This window comes from Phyllobacterium sp. (genome assembly GCF_037994425.1).
Taxonomy (GTDB): Bacteria; Pseudomonadota; Alphaproteobacteria; order Rhizobiales; family Rhizobiaceae; genus Phyllobacterium.
Genome location: NZ_JBBNAM010000003.1, coordinates 1 through 3,375, shown reverse-complemented (window position 1 = coordinate 3,375; position 3,375 = coordinate 1). Strand labels below are relative to the sequence as shown.

Annotated in this window: 3 protein-coding genes; 2 read left to right on the top strand and 1 reads right to left on the bottom strand. The window is 60.3% G+C overall.

The genetic code is table 11. From position 1 onward, the window contains the following. The coding region (locus AAAB35_RS00075) for a helix-hairpin-helix domain-containing protein (RefSeq protein WP_340666216.1) at window positions 1-1,334 on the top strand (1,334 nt) is incomplete at its 5' end. Between the two features lie 33 nt (window positions 1,335-1,367). Continuing rightward, window positions 1,368-2,354 (top strand): aldo/keto reductase, encoded by a 987-nt coding sequence (locus tag AAAB35_RS00070; RefSeq protein ID WP_340666215.1) that lies wholly within the window; start codon window positions 1,368-1,370, stop codon window positions 2,352-2,354. Window positions 2,355-2,363: 9 nt separating this feature from the next. Here the strand turns inward: AAAB35_RS00070 and AAAB35_RS00065 are convergent, their stop codons facing one another. Next, on the bottom strand, window positions 2,364-3,287 hold the full coding sequence (locus tag AAAB35_RS00065; protein WP_340666214.1) for a sugar phosphate isomerase/epimerase: 924 nt from the start codon (window positions 3,285-3,287) through the stop codon (window positions 2,364-2,366). Window positions 3,288-3,375 lie beyond the last annotated feature (88 nt).

The following is a 3,375-nucleotide window of genomic DNA, read 5'->3' as shown; positions in this document are numbered from 1 at the left end:
CGCGCGCAACGATGGGGCTCGATCCCGGTATCCGCACGGGCGTAAAGGTGGCTGTTGTCGATGGAACCGGCAAACTGCTCGATACCACCACTGTCTATCCTTTCCCGCCACGCAACGACGTTCGCGGCACGCAGGCCGACCTCGCAAGTTTGATCGCCCGCCACCGGGTAGAACTCATTGCCATTGGCAACGGGACAGGAAGCCGCGAAACGGAGCGCCTCGTAGCCGACATGCTCGCGAGCCTGCCAGCGCCAAAGCCCGTGAAAGTCATCGTCAGCGAAGCAGGCGCCTCCGTCTATTCCGCCTCAGCAACCGCTGCCGCGGAATTCCCGGAGCTCGACGTTTCGTTGCGCGGTGCCGTGTCGATTGCTCGCCGCCTACAGGATCCACTGGCCGAACTCGTCAAGATCGAACCGAAGTCCATCGGCGTCGGGCAATATCAGCACGATGTCGACCAGTATCGTCTTGCGCGTTCGCTCGAGGGCGTTGTCGAAGACGCAGTCAATGCCGTGGGGGTTGATCTCAATACGGCGTCGGCCTCGCTGCTTGCCCGCATCTCGGGACTCGGCAATTCGCTTGCCGAGGCGATCATCGCCTATCGCAACGACGTCGGTCCTTTCAAGACGCGGCGCGATCTCTTGAAAGTCGCCCGGCTCGGACCGCGTGCCTTTGAACAATGTGCGGGGTTCCTGCGGATCCCGGATGGCATCGAGCCTCTCGACGCTTCGGCGGTGCATCCTGAGGCCTATGGCGTTGCCAAGAAGATCGTGAACGCCTGTGGTCGCGATGTGCGCTCGCTGATGAATGACAGCGCCGCACTAAGGGCGCTTGATCCGCGCGTCTTCGTCGATGATCGTTTCGGTCTGCCGACCGTACGGGACATTATTGCCGAGCTGGAGAAGCCCGGACGCGACCCGCGACCGGAGTTCAAGACGGCATCCTTTGCCGATGGCATCGATGACATCAAGGACCTGAAGTCCGGAATGCTGCTCGAGGGAACCGTGACAAACGTTGCAGCCTTTGGCGCATTTGTGGACATTGGCGTACACCAGGATGGGCTAGTACATCTGTCGCAGCTTGCCGACCGCTTTGTGAAAGACGCGCACGAAGTCGTAAAGGCCGGCGATGTCGTCAAGGTCCGGGTCGTTGACGTTGACGTCAAGCGCAATCGCATCGGCCTGACCATGCGCAAGGACGACGGGGCGCCGGCGGTAAGGGGACCACGGCCGAGCGACGGACAGCAACCAAAAGCGCGCTCCAACGGGCCAAAGCCGCAGCCGGCTCCCCAGGGTACGTTTGGCGCAGCGCTTGCCGACGCCTTGCGCAAGAAATAGTCAGTGCCTACGCAAACACTTCGGGAGGTCATTTTGGATATCCGCAAGATTGGCAATACTTCGCTTGCCGTCACGCAGTTTGGGTTTGGCGGCGCGGCCATCGGTGGTCTCTACCGCGAATGCACGCGCGACGCTGCAATAAAAACGCTGCAGACGGCCTGGGATGCGGGTCTGCGCTATTTCGATACGGCGCCATTTTATGGCTTTGGCCTGTCGGAACGGCGCACAGGCGATTTCCTGCGCGCCAAGCCACGCGAAACCTATGTGCTGTCCACCAAGGTCGGCCGCCTGCTGCGGCCGGTACCGGAAGATCAGGTGCCGGACTATTCTTACGTCAATCCGCTGCCGTTTACGGTGGACTACGACTACAGCTATGACGGCATCATGCGCTCATTCGCGTTCAGCTATGCACGTCTCGGATTGAACAAGGTCGATATCCTCTTTGTCCATGACATCGGTGCTTATACCCATGGTGCCGAGAAAAACGCAGTCTATCTGCGCCAATTGCTCGATAGCGGCATGCGGGCGCTGGAGGAACTCAAGGCGTCAGGCGCAATTTCCGCTTACGGGCTCGGCGTCAATGAAGTCGAGGTCTGCCTCGAGGTCATCGCACGCGGCCCTATCGACTGTATCCTTCTTGCCGGGCGGTACTCGCTGCTCGATCGGTCAGCCGAGCGCGGGCTTCTCGAGGCCTGCCGTAAGCACAACATTTCGCTGGTCATTGGCGGCGTGTTCAACTCGGGAATCTTGGCAACGGGGCCGGTACCCGGTGCCAATTTCGACTATGGGCCGGCGTCCGATGACGTGCTGACCCGGGTGCGCGCCATGCAGGACATTGCCGAAGCCAATTCCATTCCGCTCGCCGCTGCCGCCATCCAGTTCCCACTGCGCGAGCCTGTGGTCGCCAATGTCCTCATCGGAACCGCGAAGCCCGCAAGCCTCACGCGTAACCTCGAACTTTTGTCGGTAAAGGTTCCTGAAGCGGTCTATGCCGCAGCCGCGCCGTTCACCATACGTTGAACTGCGATATCAGGCGGCAAGACGACGGCCGTTCACCAGTGCAGCGAGCCTCAATGCCCTGGCGAGACTGTCGGCCTGTTCGCCGCCAAACCGGTCTTCGGTGATCTCGAGAATCAGCATTGTATCGGGCAGGAACGTGAGCTGCGCGAAGATTTCTTCCCACGGAATATCGCCCCAGCCAACCGGAAGATGCAGATCCCCGATGCCGAGTGCTGTGGCCTCGGCGGGATGGTAGAACTTCGCCATGCTATAGGGGCGGCCAAAGCTGTCGTGGACATGCAAGTGCCCGGTGACAGGAGCCATTGCCTTGATCTCCTCGCGCCAATCAAGACCGAGGCGTGTGCATTCGATATAGGCGTGGCTAAAATCGACAAGCGCGCAGACTTGCGGGCTATCAACGGCTTTCACCGTTTCTCCCACCTGTGAAGGAGTCTGACGGTATTCTGCATCGCTCATCGCAAAGATGTTTTCAAGCGCGAGCCGGACGCCATAACCGGCGGCGACTTCCGCCATCTCGCCAAGCGCATCCCGCTCCATCCGGTCGAGCGCACTATGCTGGGTTGCCGCCTGCCGTATCGCATGACCCGAATGGTGGACGAGCACGCCTGCCTCAATGCGGTTGCAAAGTTCAAGCATGGCCCGCACCACGGCCTTTTGCTCGGCGAGATGTTCCTTGTCCATGAAGTTCGAGACGATCTGGCCGTGCACGCTGTAGCGCAGATCAAACTTTCGGGTGATTTGTACCAGGCGCTCGGCCCGGCTCGGAATGATCCGTCCGCCGGCGATAATCTCTTCGCCGTAAAGTGAAAGTTCCGCGGCGGTGGCGCCGAGGTCGGCGATGGTGCGTATTGATGCTTCAAGCGTGCTGAAATTGCCCCCCTCGCTTGTATGGGTGCAGAAACCGACGGCCGAAATGATGGGGGCGGAGCTCATGTTTGATCCTCTTCGTGGCGTAGTTCGACGAGATGATACGGCGGCTGCTTGACCGTTTCACGACAGGTGCACACCTCACCAGCTTTTG

What these genes read in the sequence shown, in the direction of transcription:
- AAAB35_RS00065 (WP_340666214.1), bottom strand. Translation starts at nt 3,287, where the DNA reads ATGAGCTCCGCCCCCATCATTTCGGCCGTCGGTTTCTGCACCCATACA.